General features: G+C 70.1%; 12 protein-coding genes. 5 read left to right on the forward strand and 7 right to left on the reverse strand.

Annotated features, from left to right (window positions below; genetic code table 11):
- Positions 1-69 precede the first annotated feature (69 nt).
- Entirely contained in the window at positions 70-2313 is a 2244-nt protein-coding gene (locus ACIQBL_RS07535; protein ID WP_401937938.1) for an MMPL family transporter, read from the reverse strand.
- 377 nt (positions 2314-2690) lie between these two features.
- Between ACIQBL_RS07535 and ACIQBL_RS07540 the strand changes: the two genes are divergently transcribed.
- The 5 genes from ACIQBL_RS07540 to ACIQBL_RS07560 all read left to right on the forward strand — a co-directional run bounded on the left by ACIQBL_RS07540 (position 2691) and on the right by ACIQBL_RS07560 (position 8381).
- Positions 2691-3239, forward strand: a complete 549-nt coding sequence (locus ACIQBL_RS07540; protein ID WP_401937940.1) for a DUF1697 domain-containing protein — start codon at positions 2691-2693, stop codon at positions 3237-3239.
- 92 nt (positions 3240-3331) lie between these two features.
- The gene (locus tag ACIQBL_RS07545) at positions 3332-4354 is read left to right on the forward strand and encodes a ketopantoate reductase family protein (protein ID WP_401937943.1); all 1023 of its coding nucleotides are present in this window, start codon (positions 3332-3334) and stop codon (positions 4352-4354) included.
- 25 nt (positions 4355-4379) lie between these two features.
- The gene (locus ACIQBL_RS07550) at positions 4380-4982 is read left to right on the forward strand and encodes a TIGR03086 family metal-binding protein (protein WP_401937945.1); all 603 of its coding nucleotides are present in this window, start codon (positions 4380-4382) and stop codon (positions 4980-4982) included.
- 55 nt (positions 4983-5037) lie between these two features.
- Positions 5038-5667 carry a DsbA family protein gene (locus ACIQBL_RS07555; protein WP_401937948.1) on the forward strand — a complete coding sequence of 210 codons (630 nt, stop codon included), beginning with the start codon at positions 5038-5040 and terminating at the stop codon, positions 5665-5667.
- A gap of 107 nt (positions 5668-5774) precedes the next feature.
- The gene (locus ACIQBL_RS07560; RefSeq protein ID WP_401937950.1) at positions 5775-8381 is read left to right on the forward strand and encodes a right-handed parallel beta-helix repeat-containing protein; all 2607 of its coding nucleotides are present in this window, start codon (positions 5775-5777) and stop codon (positions 8379-8381) included.
- A 619-nt stretch (positions 8382-9000) separates the two neighbouring features.
- On the opposite strand, the gene ACIQBL_RS07565 is transcribed toward ACIQBL_RS07560, so the two are convergent.
- From ACIQBL_RS07565 to ACIQBL_RS07590, 6 genes are all read right to left on the reverse strand, one after another.
- A complete protein-coding gene (locus ACIQBL_RS07565) occupies positions 9001-11505 on the reverse strand; it encodes a GTPase-associated protein 1-related protein (protein ID WP_401937953.1) in 2505 nt (834 codons plus the stop codon).
- 104 nt (positions 11506-11609) lie between these two features.
- A complete protein-coding gene (locus tag ACIQBL_RS07570; protein WP_401937956.1) occupies positions 11610-12353 on the reverse strand; it encodes a sirohydrochlorin chelatase in 744 nt (247 codons plus the stop codon).
- Positions 12354-12359: 6 nt separating this feature from the next.
- Entirely contained in the window at positions 12360-13244 is an 885-nt protein-coding gene (locus ACIQBL_RS07575) for an ABC transporter permease (protein ID WP_401937959.1), read from the reverse strand.
- On the reverse strand, positions 13231-14010 hold the full coding sequence (locus ACIQBL_RS07580) for an ABC transporter ATP-binding protein (RefSeq protein ID WP_401937962.1): 780 nt from the start codon (positions 14008-14010) through the stop codon (positions 13231-13233). The genes ACIQBL_RS07575 and ACIQBL_RS07580 overlap by 14 nt, the downstream gene beginning before the upstream one ends.
- Before the next feature lie 36 nt (positions 14011-14046).
- Positions 14047-15156: an ABC transporter substrate-binding protein gene (locus tag ACIQBL_RS07585; protein WP_401937964.1), complete on the reverse strand. Its 1110-nt coding sequence runs from the start codon at positions 15154-15156 to the stop codon at positions 14047-14049.
- Positions 15157-15391: 235 nt separating this feature from the next.
- Complete coding sequence (locus tag ACIQBL_RS07590; protein WP_401937967.1) at positions 15392-16726, reverse strand: sulfate adenylyltransferase subunit 1; 1335 nt, start codon at positions 16724-16726, stop codon at positions 15392-15394.
- Position 16727: the final 1 nt, after the last annotated feature.

Below are 16727 nucleotides of genomic sequence, written 5' to 3' on the forward strand. Positions count from 1 at the left end.
AGTCGTAGGACAGGGGTGAGGGCCTGTTGGTTCCCCCGGGGATACCAACAGGCCCTCAGTCGGAGGGAGTTACACCCGCAGGCGCTCGCCCTCACCCGCCACCGCGGACGGGATCGGCTCCGGGGACTCGTCGTGGGTGAGGTCGGGGAGGCGGTGGAGCCACTTCGGGAGGTACCAGTTGCGTTCGCCGAGCAAGGCCATCACCGCGGGGAGCAGGACGCCCCGGATGACCGTGGCGTCGATGAGGACGGCGGCGGCGAGGCCGACGCCCATCTGCTTCATGGACTGCATGGACAGCGTGCCGAAGATCGCGAAGACGGCGACCATGATGACGGCGGCGCTGGTGACGACGCCGGCCGTGGTGACCACGCCGTGCCGGATCGCGTCCTGTGTCGTACGGCCCCGCAGGTGTGCCTCGCGGATGCGGGAGACGACGAACACGTGGTAGTCCATCGACAGGCCGAACAGGATGACGAAGAGGAACAGCGGCAGCCAGGTGACGATGGCGCCGACGCCCTCCGCGCCCACCAGGGAGGCGCCCCAGCCGTGTTGGAAGACGGCGACGAGGATGCCGTAGGCCGCGCCCACCGAGAGGAGGTTGAGGGCTATCGACGTGATCGCGACCGTCAGTGAGCGGAACGACAGCAGCATCAGCAGGAAGGCGAAGACCACGACGAACGCGAAGACCGGGACGACCGATCCGAGGAGCTGGTCGTTGAAGTCCTGCGAACCGGCGACCTGTCCGGTGATCGGCGCCTGGACGCCGTCGACCTTGCCGAGAGTGGCGGGCCGTACGTCGTCGCGCAGTTTCTCCAGGCTCTTCGCGGCCTTGTCCTGGTCGGAGCCGCCGACGAGCGGGACGTAGACGAAGGCGACGTTCTGCGTGTCGTGCAGCTTGATGTCGACCGGGCCGCGCGAGGCACCCGAACTGACCGCCTGGGCCTTGAAGTCGGCCAACGCCTGCTTGACCTCGGGTGCGTTGATGTCCTTCGCCTTGACGACCACCTCGGCCGGTTCGGAGCCGCCGGGGAAGGCGTCGTTGACGCGGTTGTAAGTCCCCACGATCGGCAGGGAGTTGCCGAACTCCTGGTCCAGGGTGAGGTTCTGGGTCTTCATGTCGACCGCGGGCGCGGCGATCGCGAGCAGCGCGCCGGCCGCCACGAGGACGGAGACGAGCGGCTTGGCGAGGACGCCCTTCAGGACGGCGGTCCAGAACCGGCTCTCGCCGTTGCCCCGGCGGCTGCGCCGGCGCAGGAACGGGATGCGGCCCTTCTCGACCCGCTCGCCCAACAGCGAGAGCAGCGCGGGCAGTACGGTCACCGAGCCGACCATGGCGACCGCGACGACCATCAGCGAGGCCAGGCCCATCGCCTCGAACTGGGCGAGCCCGGTGAACAGCATGCCCGCCATCGCCACGCACACCGTGACACCCGAGACGATGATGGCGCGGCCACTGGTCGCGGCGGCGACGCGCAGCGCGGCCCCGGCGTCGCGGCCGGCCTCGCGCTCCTCGCGTTCGCGGCGCAGATAGAACAGGCAGTAGTCGACGCCGACGGCCAACCCCACAAGCAGCATCACGGAGTTGGCGGTGTCGCTCATCGGCTGGACATGGCTGACGATGCCCATCAGGCCCATCGTCGCGATGATCGCGGTGAGGGCCAGCGCCACCGGCAGCAGCGCCGCGACCAGCGCGCCGAAGGCGATGAGGAGGATACCGAGGGCCACGGGGACGGCGGAGTACTCCGCCTTCTTGAAGTCGTCGCCGAACGCGTCCTTGTACTGCTTCGCCATGCTGGCGCCGCCGATCTCCTCGATCCGCAGCGAGCCATGGTCCTTCTGCACCCCGGCCACGGCCTTCAGCACCGGCTCCACCCGGTCACCGGCGGTGTCCGCGTCGCCCCGCATGTCGAACTGGACGAGCGCGCTCCGGCCGTCCTTCGAGATCGTCTTCGTGTCGTACGGCGAGGTCACGTCGGTGACCCTGCCGGTCCCCTCGACGGCCGTGACGACGGCGGTGACCGCGGTGCGGAACTCGCTGTCCGTGGAGGTGACCGACCCGTCCTTCGACTGGATCAGGATGGTCTCACCGGCCGGTTCCTTGATCCCGGCGTCGTCGATGATCGTGGCGGCGGTGTGCGTCTCGCCCTTCAGCTGGTCGCTCTCGTTGACATCGACACGGCCCGCCGCCGAACCGATTCCCATCGCCAGAACCACGAACAGCACCCAGATGCCGACCGCGGCCCACCGGTGCCGGGCGCTCCAGCCGCCGGCTCGGGCGGCGAGGCCCCGCACCCGCGAATCTCCGTTCCCCATGACGGGCTTGCCCCCTTGTGCACGGTGACAGCCCCCTGCCGCCACCTCATGGTTCGAAGGTATGCGCGGGATAAGAACGTCTCCTCGTGCTGACCGGTGAAGTACCGGGGGCGCGGCTCCTCCGCACGGACCCCGGGCCCTCACCACTGGGGAGGACCGCGGCCCCTTACATCTATCCGGGCGGCTCGGGGGTGGTGATCAGGGTGTCCGATGCGTCGGCCTGGGCCCGCTTTGTTATTACGAAACCTTGTTGAACAAGTCACAGGTGCCTGGAGGTGTGCCTGTGGGTGTTGATCCGCGCCCACCTCATCGGACAGAGTTTCCGAGGCCTTCGTGCCCACCCCCATGGGGCACGAAGGCCGCCCTATGGTGTGCGGATGACGACGACGTATGCGGCGCTCCTGCGCGGAATCAACGTGGGCGGCAACAAGAGGCTCCCGATGGCCGAGCTGCGCACGCTCCTGGAAGGCCTCGGACACGACGGCGTCCGCACCTATCTGCAGAGCGGGCAGGCCGTGTTCGCGAGCGGCAGCGGGGACGAGGAGTCGCTCGCGGTGGAACTCGCGCAGGCGATCGAGGGGCGGTTCGGGTTCACGGTCGACGTCATCGTCCGCGACCACGCCTACCTGAAGGCGATCGCCGAGAACTGTCCATACCCCGCTGCCGAGTTGGAGGCCAAGCAGCTCCACGTCACGTACTACTCGGCACCGCCCGGCGAGGACCGCTTCGCGGAACTCGACCAAGCCGCCCACCTCCCCGAGGAGTTCCGCCTCGGCGACCGTGCCCTGTACCTCTACGCCCCCGACGGCCTCGGCCGCTCCAAGCTCGCCGTGGAACTGTCCCGGCCGCGCCTGAACAAGGGGCTGATCGCCACCACCCGCAACTGGAACACGGTTCTCAAACTCGTGGAGATGACGGGTAGTTGAGCGCGATCCCGGCGAGGCGCCCGTGAGCGGCCCGTGGAGAGTTCACGAGATTGTCAATGGGGGCTGCACACAGCTGTGCGAGGCTCCCGGGTATGCGCTACATCATCATCGGAGCAGGGGCCGTCGGCAGTGCGATCGGTGGCCGGCTGGCGGAGTCGGGGCACGAGGTCGTACTGGTCGCGCGGGGTGCGCAGCGGGCGGCGCTGGCCGAGCACGGGCTGCGGCTCAAGGTGCCGGACGGCGAGGCGACGTATCGGCTGCCGGTGGTCGAAGAACCCGCCGAGCTGGGGGAGTTGAAGCCCCGCGACGTCCTCGTGCTCGCCGTCAAGACGCAGGACAGCGAGGCCGCGCTCGCGGTCTGGGGGCCGGCGCCGGTGGCCGGTGGCGGTAGCGCTGCCGAGCGGCTGCCGGTCGTCTGCGCGCAGAACGGGGTGGAGAGCCAGCGCTTGGCGCTGCGCCGGTTCCGCCGGGTCTACGGCGTCTGCGTCCGGCTGCCCGCGACCTTCGTCGAACCAGGCGTCGCCGCCGCCGAGGGCGCCCCGCTCACCGGGATCCTGCACCTCGGCCGCTATCCGCACGGCACGGACGAGACCGCCCGGCTGATCGCCGCCGACCTGGAGAAGTCGAGGTTCGAGGCGCCGGTCGTACCCGACGTGACGCGCTGGCAGTACGCCAAACTGCTGGGCAACCTCGTCAACGCGCTGGAGGCGGTCGCGGGACCGCTCGGCGGCGAGGAGGGACTGGCCCTCTACCGGCGCGTACGGGCCGAGGGCGCCGCCGTGCTCGACGCGGCCGGTATCGCGTACGCGAGCGCCGAGGAGGAGAAGGAGGCGAGCGGAGGCAGGATCCGGCTCGTGGAGATCGACGGCGCCCCGCGCGGCGGCGGCTCCTCCTGGCAGTCGCTGAACCGGGGCACCGGCACCATCGAGGCCGACTACCTCAACGGCGAGATCGCCCTGCTGGGCCGGCTGTACGGCGTCCCCACCCCCCTCAACGACCTGCTGCAACGGCTCGCGAACGGCTTCGCCCGCGAGCGCAGGGCGGCCGGTTCGCTGCCGTTCGACGAGCTGGTCCGGCTCGCCGACGAGGCTGTCGCGTTTGTTCAAGAGTCCTGACGGCGCGCTCCCTAGCGTGGGACGCATGAGCAACCACGACCTGCACCCGTACATGATCGAATGCGCCGCCGAGGCGGCCCGCGTCGCACGCGGTGTCACGACGGCGCAGCTGGACGACCCGACGCACTGCCCCGACTGGGACGTGCGTGCGATGGTCAACCACTGGGTCCTCTACACCTCGCACGGCCTGGAGCACCGCGCCCTGCGCAAGCAGCTCTCCGAGGAACTGACCGCCCGCGACTTCACCGCCGATCCGGACTGGGCTCAGGCGTACGCCGCCCAGCTGGACCGGGCCGTCGCCGCCTGGGCCGACCCGGCCGTGTGGGAGGGCGAGGTCGACCTCGGCATGGCGAAGATGCCGGCCGACGAACTCGCCTCGATGATCATCAAGGAGCTGGCGGTGCACGGCTGGGACGTCGCCACGGCCACCGGCCAGGAGTACCGGGTCTCGGACGGCGCCGCGCGCCTCGTCCTCGACGTGGTCGAGAAGCACGGCGACCTCTACCGCCAGTACGACGGCTTCGCCGACCCGGTGCCCGTGCCGGACGACGCCCCCGTGTTCGACCGCGCCCTCGCGTCCAGCGGACGGGACCCGCGACAGAAGGCCACGGGCAAAGTGGACCAGTGAGAAAGGGGCCGATTGGGTCGAGTGGCCAGCCCAATCGGCGGCTAGCGTTCTCCGTATGAGCCACGACACGAAGCAGGACAACCCGGTCCGCATCGACTTCTACTTCGACCCCGCCTGCCCCTTCGCCTGGATCACCTCCCGCTGGCTGCTGGAGGTCGAGCGCGAGCGCCCGCTCGACCTCCGCTTCCACGCGATGAGCCTCCACCTCCACAACATCGGCAACGAACTCCCCGACTGGTACCGGGAGTTGGTCGACAAGTCGATCGGCCCCGTCCGCGTCGCCGTGGCCGCCGCCGAACAGCGGGGCGACAAGGTCCTCCGGGACCTCTACACGGCCTTCGGCATCCGCATCCACGAGCGGCGCTACGACGACTTCGACGCCGTCATCGCCGAATCCCTCGCCGAACTCGGCCTCCCCGCCGAACTGGCCGCCGCCGCCCACGATCCGTCCTACGACGACGCCGTGCGCCGCAGTCATGAGGCGGGCGTCGAGGAGGAGTCGGGCGGATACGTGGGGACGCCCACCCTGCATGTCGACGGGACGGTGTGGTTCGGCCCGGTGCTGCGGGCCATCCCGCGCGGTGCGAAGGCGGCCGAACTCTTCGACAGTTTCCGGGTGTTGGCCACGCACCCCGATCTGTTCGAGCTGAAGCGGACGCGCACCGGCGGACTGTCCTTCGACTGAACCGGGTGACGTGGGCGAACCGGCGAACCTGGTCCGATTCATTGACGCTACCCCGCCAGTCATCCAACCTTTCCCGTGTCGGCACCGACTTCCCACGGGAGGGGATCATGCCCGCACGTCAAAGAGCTGCCCTAGTTGCCATCGTTTCTGCCCTTTTAACCCTAGGAACCTCACCTCTGTCCACCCCGTCCTACGCCGCCTCGTCATCCGACCTCTACGTCTCGCCTGTCCTCGGCAACGATCACACCGACGGCACCGCCCGCCACCCCGTACGCACCCTGCGACGCGCCCGTGACCTGGTCCGCGCCCGGGCCGCGCATCTCACGGCCGACCTGACCGTCCACCTCGCGCCGGGCACCTACCGCCAGACGACACCCCTGGTCCTGGACGCCCGCGACTCGGGGACCAACGGCCACCGGATCGTGTGGCAGGGCAACGGCACCGCCGTCATCAGCGGCGGCCGACAGGTCACCGACTGGAGCCAAGTGCCGGGCCGGAAGGGACTCTGGTCCGCGCCCGCGCCCCAAGGCCTCACCGACACACGGCAGTTGTACGTCGACGGGGTCCGCGCCCAACGGGCCCGCGGAGCCGTACCGGTCCAACTCACCCGGACCGACACCGGATACACCGCCTCCTCCGACACCCTCGCGCACTGGAAGCACCCCGCCGACGCCGAGTTCGTCTACACCAGCGGCGAGGCCCTCTGGAACATCGAGCGCAACGGCCTGGGGCAGTGGACCGAGCCGCGCTGCCGGATCGCCTCCGCCGAGGGCACCACGATCACGATGGTCCAGCCCTGCTGGGACAACTCCAACAAGCGGGTCGAGTTCCCCGACATCCCGGGCCGCACGGTCGGCATGGTCGGGCCCGGCAAGCTCACCAACGGCGGTAAGGCGACGTACATCGAGAACGCCTACGAACTCCTCGACCAGCCCGGCGAGTGGTATCTCGACAAGGCTGCCCGCAAGGTCTACTACCTGCCGCGCAAGGGCGAGAACCTCACGCGCGCCGACGTCGAGGCCGCCGCCGCCGAGAAGTTGATCGACGGGCGGGGCACGGCCGACGCGCCCGTCCACGATGTCGCCTTCCGCGGGCTGCAGTTCAGCTACGCCACCTGGCTGACCCCGTCGCAGCCGGAGGGCTTCTCCGAGATCCAGGCCGGTTACACCGTCACCGGTGCCCAGGGCTGGGCCACACAGGGACTGTGCCAGTACGTCGAGGGCGGGACCTGTCCCTTCGCCTCGTGGACCAAGATGCCCGGCAACGTGTCGTTCGCGTACGGGCAGCGGATCGAGTTCGGCGACGACGTCTTCGCCCATCTCGGTGCCGCCGGACTCGACTTGGGGACCGGTACGAAGGACTCCACGGTCAACGGCAGTATCTTCACCGACATCTCCGGCAACGGACTGGAGATCGGCGGCGTCGACGGCCAAACCCCGGCCTCCGGCGTACAGGTGACGGACAATCACCTCTACGGCCTGCCCCGCGAGTTCCACGGCGGTGTCGCCGTCCTCAACGGCTACACCCAGCACGACACCATCGCCCACAACCAGATCGACCACGTCGGCTACAGCGCCGTCTCCCTGGGCTGGGGCGGCTGGCCCGACAAGATCGGCGATCCGGCGACCCCCAACTCCAGCCACGACAACGCCGTGACCGACAACCTCGTCTTCGACTACATGCAGATGCTGGACGACGGCGGCGGCGTCTACACCCAGGGCCTGACCGGTACCTCGATGACCGACGGGGAGAAGGTGACCGGCAACGTCATCCACGACCAGTGGGGTCTCGGCAAGAACGTCTACACCGACAACGGCTGCACCTACGAGACCGTCGAGGGCAACGTCCTCTACAACGCCTCCTACGCCAACGTCGCCTCCCGCCACACCGACTACCGCGACGGCCTCGGCAACAACGACCCGACCCTCGTCAAGGACAACTGGTGGGAGGAGGGCACGGCCGACAGCGACAACAAGGGGCTGGTGACCACCGGCAACACCATCATGGCGGGACTGTCCGACGTACCGTCAAGTGTGCTGGAGAACGCCGGACTTGAGTCGCAGTACGGGGGACTGCTGGACCGTCGTATCGGCTCCGTGTCCGTCCCTGAGGCGCCCTCGCGGGTGGGGACGAGCACGGCCGGTGCCGACGCCCTGTACGTGACCTTCAACCCGAGCTTCGTCGACGGGGGTTCACCGGTGACGGGGTACACGGCTCGGGCCTACGACGCCGGGGGCCAGGAGGTGGGCGAACAGGCCGTGACCGCGGGGGAGTTCAAGAAGACAGCCCTCGTGCGCATCGGCGGACTCACCGGCGGCCCGTTCACGGTGACCGTCACCGCGGCCAACGCCCACGGCAGCAGCGCGCCCTCCCTCGCCTCGTCGCCGCTCACGCCGACCGCCGCGACCGCACTGCCCGCGGCGCCCTCAAGTCCCAAGCTGCGTACGGCGCGTACGGCCGCCACCCTGGCCTGGACCCCGCCGACCGCGACGGGGGACGCGAAGGTCGTCGGGTACGTGGTCACCGTCTCCGACGGGCGGGACCCGATCTCCGTCACCGGGCGGGACGTCCTGGTCGGACAGCCGTCCGCGAAGGGCATGTTCCGGGTGATCGGCGGGCTGACACCCGGTACGGCGTACACGGTCACCGTCGCGACGGTCACGGCGGCGGGCACCAGTCCCGCGGTCAAGGTCACGGCGACGACCCGCACTTGAGCCTCCGGACACGGACACCGGGGCCTGTTGACGTCGCGCAGTGACATAAACGCGGCGACAGACGCAGTACATAGAGCGACCCCCGCGACAAGGCTCACGCCGGCGGGGGCCGTGCTGCGGACGGGCCGTCCGGGTCCGACATCACAGGGGAGTGCCGGACTTCGGACGGCGCGCTCCGTTCTTTCCGCCGGGCCGGTCACGCGCCGGTCTGTTCGGCTCGACGCCCTCGCCCGGACAGCCGTCCCGGCACATCGGGATGGCTTCAGGCGCGGACGCGCCGGGTTTCTCCCGGTCGGCATGGTGGAGTGAGATGTCGACCGCGTCATGCCAACGCCGGTCACGCGTCCGGATGTTCACCCGTGTCCCGGGTCGGCTCAACGAACTGGGTTGGTTTCAGGTGCGGACGCGTCGGGTTTTCCCGGTCGGTGCGGTTGGGCGGAGTTCGGCCGTGTCTTGGCCGACGTCGGTCACCCGTAGGGGTGTTCGGCGCGTCGGCCCGGCCCCGGCAGAGGTCCCGCGAGGCGTCCCAGTGCACCAGGTTGGTTTCAGGTGCGGACGCGTCGGGTTTTCTCGGTCGGTACGGTCGGGCGGGGTTCGGCCGTGTCTTGGGCAACGGCGGTCACGTGTCGGGCTGTTCGGCCCGCCGCCCCCGCCCCGACAGTCGTCCCGCGAGGCGGCCCAGTGCGCCGGGGCGGTTCCAGGTGCGGAACGCGTCGAGTTTGCCGCGGCCCGCGCGGTCGAGGGCTGCCTCGACCTCGCCCTGCTGCTCGACGGACAGGGCCCGCACGGCCGGCCGCAGAACCTTGGCCAGCAGTACCGTACGTGTCTCGTCCCAGGCCGGATGCGTTCCCGGGAACGCGCTCCAGTCGCAGAACCGGTCGGCGACATACGCAGGCCCGGTCCGCAACCGCTCGCCCACCCGCTCCGAGCGGGCCGCCCGCTCGTACGCCGCGAGCAGGCGCGGCTCGCCCGAACGGGCCAGCGCGTACAGCTCGTTCGCCGGTGCCGTCCCCTCCAGGAGCCGCCACGCGAGGGCCTGGAAGGCGCGCTCGGCGACGGTCTCCGGTACCGGATCGGCGGCGGCACCGGCCATCCGGTCCAGCACCCGGCCGACCCACTCCTCGCCCTCGCTCCCGGTGCCGAGCACTCCGGTGAACTCCAGAAGGAGCAGGGCCGTACGCCTACTTGGGCCCAGTTCCATGCTGAAGCAGCGGAGCAGGTCGGCGGCGAGCGCCGGTATGTCACGGTCGTCCGGGGAAGCGGCGAGTGCCGCCTCGATCAGCAACTCCCGGGTACCGGCGGCACGGTGGGAGTCGGAACCCAGCTCCTTCAGCAGCAGGCTCGCCTCCTGGCCGGTCGGCAGCTCGCCACCGGGCCAGGTGAGGCGGAGAGCCGTACGCAGCACGGCCGGATCGGCGTGCGGCGAGACCCCGGCTGTGCGGAGGAGGCCATGGAACCGGTCGAGCCGGTCGTCGTCCGATCCGGCGGGCACGACACACATCCGCAGATGCGGGAAACCGGACTGCTGGAGGTCGAGCGGCAGCCCCGAACCCTTCAACACCCGTGCCACGGCCGCCGGTTCGGCGGCGGCCAGCGTGTTGAGCGAGCCGAACAGGGCGACCCGCAGCCCGGGGTGGGTGTGCACCGCGTCGAGGAGCGCGGGCGGGCAGCCATCGGCGGGAGACCCGCCGCCCGACGGTGCTGTGGTCGTAGCGTGCGTGGCCGGGGTGTCCACCAACTCCCGCCCCAACCGCTCGGCCAGCTCCGGCAGTTCGTCCTGGCAGTCGACGTCGAGGAGGTCGGCGGCGCGCAGCAGCGCGAGGGGTCGTCCGGCGGCCGGCTCGGCCGTGTCCGCGATACCGGCCCGTAGCGCGGGCGCGAGATCGCGGGCCAGGTCGTCATGGGCCCGCGCGGTGAGGGACCCGGCACGCAGCACGGGCACCGGTCCCCGGGCGAGGACCGCCGACGCCAGCACGCGCGCGGCCAGCGGCGCCGACACCGAGGCCGGTACGCGCCCGTCCAGCCGGGCCAACAGGACTGCCAGAGCGGCCTGTTCGGCCTCACCGGGCAGGGTCGTCGAGCGGGAGCCCAGATGTGGCACCGGGCCGCCGCACAGCCCGGCGACCAACGCCGTCAGTGTGTCGTCCGGCAGCGTCCCCGCCTGCTCGGCCGCCCAACTCGCCGCGACCGCACGGGCGTCCGTGCGCAGGTCGATGCCCGCGACGAGGGCGGCCACCGCCAACGGGCCCAGGTCTTCGGGGTTGTTGTGGAACAGGTCCGGGCGCCCCGCACGCCAGACGCGGGCGCACACCTCGGCCCAGGTGTCCGCGACCGGCCCGGCCGGCCGGCGGCCGGTGCAGTCGTGCACGCGGTAGCGCCCGTCGTCGCCGACGGACTCGGAGGACGGCAGCACGCCGACGAGCTGCTGGCGTGCCTGCCGGGGATCGCGGGTGTACGTCGTGAAGGTGAGCCGGTGCGCCTGTTCGCGGGGCAGCACCGTGCAGGCGAGCGCGATCCACCGGGCCACGTCGGCGCTGTCGTGCTCCACCACCACGAGCTGCCCGGCACCCGGGTCCGCGGCCACCGCCCGCAGCTCGGCGAAGAACGGGGCGAGCCACCCGGCCCGGGACACCGCGAACGCGACCAGCGCCTCCTTGCGCAGCAGCCCCGAGGGTTCGACCCGGTCGACGGGTTCGGGCCTGCCGTCCGGGGGAGCCGAGTCCGCCCAACGCGGGGACTCCCACGTGGAGATGGGCAGGACCCCGTCCGGCAACCGGGTCCCGGCCGGCAACAGGAAGGCGTGCGCGTGGAAGGCGACCGGGCCCCCGGCCCAGTCCGTGCCGGTGCACACGGAACGGCTCAACAGCCGCCCGCCGTCGGCGAGTTCGCTGAAGCCGAAGGCGATCGGGAAGCCCTTGAGCTGCTCGGCTTCGGCCCGCTCCGGGCTGTCGCACGGCGGCTCGTACGCGATGAGCCGCTCGACCTCCCGCAGTACCCCCTGCGGCACCTCCGCGCCGACCACCGTGAACCGGGAGCCGGAACCGTCGGAGCCGGACGGCGCCGAAGTGTAGTGCAGCTGGGCCGGAGCCGGCCCTTCACGATGCCCGAACTCCCGACGCGCCACGTGTACTTGCTCCCCACTAGCCCTCAGAGGAACCATCCCAGCAGATCCGGGGGCCGGGGGAGACCCCTTTCCGGGAAACCGGGCAGGTGGGAACCGTGAAGGCGTTACGCGCCGACGGCCGCGAGCGCCGGCGCCCGGACCGCCGTGTCGTAGCGCTCCAGCAGTACCCGCGCCACCTCCGGTGCCGGGCCCAGCACTTCGGCGAGCACGTCAGCCGCCGCGGCGCCTCGCGCGATGCGGTCGGGGAGGAAGCCGGGGGCCAGGACATACGGTGCGACGGCGACGCGTTCGCAGCCCAGGGCCCGCAGTTCACGGACAGCGTCCTCGGTCCGGGGCAGGGACGCCGAGGCGAACGCGGGTCGCACGGCGCACCAGCCGGTGTGCCACCAATCCCGCGCGATGTCGGCGATGACCGCGATCGCCTCCGGGTCGGTGGACCCGGCCGAGGCCAGTACGACCCCGGTCGATGCCTTGTCGGCAGGCGTCAACCCGGCCTCGTACAAACGCCGTTCGAGGGCCCGCAACAACAGCGGCGACGGTCCGAGCACCTCCGCCTGCCTGATCCGCAGCTGCGGGGGTGCGTCGTCGAGGACCGCGGGGATGTCCGCCTTCGCGTGGAACGCTCGGGTCAACAGCAGCGGGAGGGCCACGACGTCACGCACTCCCTCCGCCGCCAGTGACTCCAAGACGTCTTGCACGGAAGGGATGTTGAAGTCCAGGAAGCCGGTCTCCACGCGCAGCCAGGGCCGTAGCGACCGTACCCGGCGTACCAGGGCATGGACCGTCGCCGCATGCCGCGGGTCGCGGCTGCCGTGGGCGATGACGAGGAGAACAGGCCTGTGACGCATGAGGCTTCAGCTCTTCACCAGGAGACCGCGGCTGCGCAGGACCCACCGCTCCATGGGGCTGAAGATCAGCAGGTCGATGGCGATACCGACGAACAGGATGAGAAGGATGGCGAGGAAGACCTGCGCCATGCTGCTGTTCGAGCGGGCGATCTCCAGTAGTTGGCCCAGGCCCACTCCCATGTCCGGGGAGTAGGCGATGATCTCGGCGGCCATCAGCGAGCGCCACGAGAACGCCCACCCCTGCTTCAGGCCCGCTACATAGCCGGGCAACGCGGCCGGCAGCACGATGTGCCAGGTACCGCGCAGGCCGGTGGCCCCCAGAGTGCGTCCGGCGCGGAGGAACAACGGGGGCACCTGATCGACGCCCGACACGAGACCGTTGGCGATCGATGGGACGGCGCCCAACAGGATCACCGCGTACATCAGCGAACTGTCCAGGCCCAGCCAGATCACGGCAGGCGGGACCCAGGCGACCGACGGCAGCGACTGGAGGCCGGAAAGGACCGGACCGATCGCCGCGCGCACGAACTTCACCCGTGCCACCAGCAGGCCGAGCGGTGTACCGATGATCAGTGCGAACAGGAAGCCCAGCAGGCCGCGGGAGACACTGGTCCAGATGTAGCCGAGCAGGGTCCCCTGGAGCCAGGCGTCCTTCGCTTCGCCCCAGACGTCGGCGGGAGAGGGCAGCTTCGTCGGATCGGTGACGATGTTGAAAGTGATCAGCCCTTGCCAGATCACCAACACCACGGCGATGGCGATGAGCGGCGGCAGGATCTTGTTGACGAAGGTCTGGCGGAAGGACGGGCGACCGGCGGCCGTGGTCTCCAGGGCGTCGAGACCCGCTTCGACGCTCCCGCTGTCCTGCGCCGGTGTGGTGTCAGTGCTGGCCATGGCGGCGGATCTCCCCACGCAGTACGTCTGTGATTTCGACGGACAGTTCCGCCACGGGGGCGTCCTCGATGCGGCGCGGCTGCGGGATGTCGACCGTCCACTCGCGGGCGATCCGGCCGGGCCGGGAGGACAGCAGGATCACCCGCTGGGCGAGCCGTACCGCCTCGCGCACGTTGTGCGTGACGAACAGGACGGAGAGCCCCGTCTCGCCCCAGATGCGGGTCAGTTCGTCGTGCAGGACGTCCCGCGTGATGGCGTCCAGGGCCGCGAACGGCTCGTCCATCAGCAGGATGCGGCTCTCCTGGGCGAGCGCGCGTGCCATGGCGACCCGCTGCCGCATTCCGCCCGACAATTCGTGCACGCGTTTGGCGTATGCACCTTTCAGCCGGACGAGTTCGAGCAGCTCCTCGGTCTTGCCGCGCCGGTCGACCTTCGGAACTCCCCTGAGTTTCAGGGCGAGTTCGATGTTCTTGCCCGCGGTCAGCCACGGGAAGAGCGCGTGCTCCTGGAACATCAGGGCGGGTCGCCCCTCTGTGGTGATGGAACCCGCGGTGGGCTTGTCCAACCCCGCCACCAGGTTCAACAGCGTGGACTTGCCACAGCCCGAGGCCCCCAGGAGGGTGACGAACTCGCCCGGAGCGACATCGAGAGTGATGTCGTCCAGGACGAGCTGCTGCCCGCCCGGTCCCGCGAAGGACTTCGAGACGTGCGCAAGGCGGGCCGCGTGCTCGACCGACTCCTCGGCTTTGGCGAGAGTCGTGGACATGGTCGTCACCTCCTGGGAAGTCATCGGGATCCGGGCTTACTTGACGCCGAGACCGGCGTCACTGACCGTGCTGTCGCCCTCGGCCTTGAGCACCTTGTTCAGGAGCGTCAGGTCGTAGATGCTGTCCAGCTTCGGGTTCTCCAGCAGACCGGCCTTGACCGCGTGCTGCGCCTCGGTGTTCAACGTGGAGGCCAGCGGATCGTCGATGAACTGGATCGACTTCCAGGCCGGGTCGATGACATTGGCCGGCAGTGGCTTGCCCGAGTCGATCGCCAACTGCTTGTTCGCCGCCGCCTTCGCCGCGTCCGAGTTGGCGTTGATCCACTTGTTGGTCTCGACCGAGCCCTTCAGTACGGCCTCGACGACCTTCGGGTGCGCCTTCAGGAACTTCTGCGACACGATGATGTTCGTGATCACGAACTTCTTGTCGGGCCACAGAGACGACTCGTCCAGCAGCACCTTGGCGCCCTCGGCGACCAGCTTGGACGCGGTCGGCTCCGGCACCCAGGCGCCGTCGATGGAGCCTGACTTGTAGGCGTCGGGGGTGATCTTGTTGTCGGTGCGGATGACCGAGACGTCGCCCTTGCCGCTCTGCGCGTCGACCTTCCAGCCCTGGTCCGCGACCCAGTTGAGGAACGCCACGTCCTGCGTGTTGCCCAGCTGAGGCGTCGCGATCTTCTTGCCCTTGACGTCCGCCAGGGACTTGATCTTCTTCGGATTGACGACCAGCTTCACGCCACCCGACGCCGAACCGCCGATGATGCGCAGGTCGGTGCCCTTGGACTTGGTGTAGCCGTTGATGGCCGGGGACGGGCCGATCCAGCCGATGTCGATGGAACCGGCGTTCAGGGCTTCGATCTCGGACGGTCCGGCGTTGAAGACCGAGTACTTCGCCTTGGTGGCGCCGAGCTCCTTCTGGAAGAAGCCCTTCTGGTTGCCGACCAGCGCGGTGGCGTGGGTCAGGTTGCCGAAGTAACCGATCTTGACGGTGTCGAGACCGTCGATCTTCTTGGACCCGGCAGCGACCTTTGCGGAGCTGTCCTTCTCGGCCGTGGAACCGTAGCTGCAGGCGGCAAGGGTGAGCAGGGGGAGCGCGGCGACCACGGCTATGCCGCGGCGCAGGAAGGTGGAGCGGTTGGCAGGCACGGGAGGTGTTCCTCTCGTTGGCCCGGCGGTCACGGTCTCAGGTCGTGGCCGGGAGGTCGGCAGGTCTTCGTTTTCGTCGCGTCCGGGACGGCGGGTGGGGGGACGGGGCGCGCAAGCGGTGCGCGTACGTCAGCCCGCACATCGCGCCACTCCGCCCTGCCCGCTGCCGAGGGCGCCGCTGCCGACGCGGCCGCCCTCCTTCGCGAACGTGGAGTAGAAGTCCCTGGACGTCATGTCAGAAGTCCCAACCGTCGTCGTCGGACGCGTCCTTGACCGGCTCCGGCGCGGCGAACGACTCGCCGACCATGCCGGCGGTCAGCGTGGTGCCGTCCGCCGGGTCGATCAGGATGAACGAGCCCGTACGGCGCGAGTCCGCGTACGAGTCCACCGGCAGCGGCTCCGCGGTGCGGATCTTCACCCGGCCGATGTCGTTGGCGACGAGCTGTCCCGGATGCGGGTGCAGGGACAGGTCGTCGAGCGTGAGACGGGACGGGATGTCCTTGACGATCGCCTTCACCGTGCGGGTGCCGTGCTTGAGGAGCACCCGGTGGCCCACGGTCAGCGGCTGGTCGGCGACATGGCAGACCGTCGCCTCGATGTCCTGCGTGGTCGCCGGGGCGTCCTTGCTGGGCACGATGAGGTCGCCGCGCGAGATGTCGATGTCGTCCTCCAGCAGGAGGGTCACCGACTGCGTGGTCCACGCCGTCCGGACCGGCTTGCCGAGCAGGTCGATACCGGAGATCTTCGTGGCCCGCCCGGACGGCAGCACCGTCACGGCCTCGCCCACACGGAACGTACCGGCCGCGATCTGACCCGCGTACCCCCGGTAGTCCGGCAGGTCCGCGCTCTGCGGCCGGATCACGTACTGCACGGGCAGCCGCGCGTGGCAGTGGCTCAGGTCGTGGGCGACCGGCACCGACTCCAGGTGCTCCAGGAAGGTCGGGCCGCCGTACCAGTCCATGTGCGCGGACGGGTCCACCACGTTGTCGCCGGCCAGCGCCGAGATCGGGATCGTGGTGATCTCCGGGACGCCCAGTTCGCTCGCGTACGCCGTGAACTCCTCGGCGATCGCGGCGAACACGGACTCCTTGTACTCGACGAGGTCCATCTTGTTGACCGCGAGCACCACGTGCGGGACGCGCAGCAGCGCGGCGATCGCCGCGTGGCGCCGGGTCTGCTCGACGACACCGTTGCGGGCGTCGACGAGGATCACCGTCAGCTCGGCCGTGGAGGCACCCGTCACCATGTTGCGGGTGTACTGCACGTGACCGGGCGTGTCGGCGAGGATGAACCGGCGCCGGGGCGTGGCGAAGTAGCGGTACGCCACATCGATGGTGATGCCCTGCTCGCGCTCGGCGCGCAGGCCGTCGGTGAGCAGCGCGAGGTCGGGACCGTCCTGGCCGCGGTCGGCCGACACCCGCTGCACGGCTTCGAGTTGGTCGGTGAGGACCGACTTCGAGTCGTGCAACAGTCGTCCTACGAGCGTGGACTTGCCGTCGTCGACGGAGCCCGCCGTGGCGAACCGCAGCAGCGTGGTGGCCGAGAGCTCCTCGGTCGTGATGGTGCTCATG

Source organism: Streptomyces sp. NPDC088350, from assembly GCF_044753545.1.
Lineage (GTDB): Bacteria > Actinomycetota > Actinomycetes > Streptomycetales > Streptomycetaceae > Streptomyces.